This is a genomic window from Paraburkholderia sp. SIMBA_027, assembly GCF_046535315.1.
In the GTDB taxonomy this organism is placed as follows: domain Bacteria; phylum Pseudomonadota; class Gammaproteobacteria; order Burkholderiales; family Burkholderiaceae; genus Paraburkholderia; species Paraburkholderia tropica.
The window spans coordinates 1-245 of record NZ_JAWRWY010001378.1; the positions used below are offsets into that span (position 1 = coordinate 1).

At 43.3% G+C, this 245-nt stretch carries 1 protein-coding gene; it reads right to left on the reverse strand.

The features are described from left to right. On the reverse strand, positions 1–245 hold a 245-nt coding region (locus tag SB764_RS43695; protein ID WP_410867262.1), incomplete at both ends, for a fibronectin type III domain-containing protein.

A 245-nucleotide genomic window follows, 5' to 3' on the forward strand; every position in this document is an offset into this window, starting at 1 on the left:
TTCGTTCTTACCCAATAATAATAAGTTGTCGTAAATGATAAGCTGCCAATTGTAGCAGAAGTTCCTGTAATTCCTGTAATATTTGGCGTAGTAGTACTTGTAGGTGCCGTATTGGTGGTGCTGTAATATATATCATAACTTGCTGCCTGCGTATTTGCCGGAACTGTCCATGAAACCTGTGCTGAATTGGAAGTGAGTGCACCTACGGGATTCAGAGCCGGAACTCCACAGTCGGAATACGCATC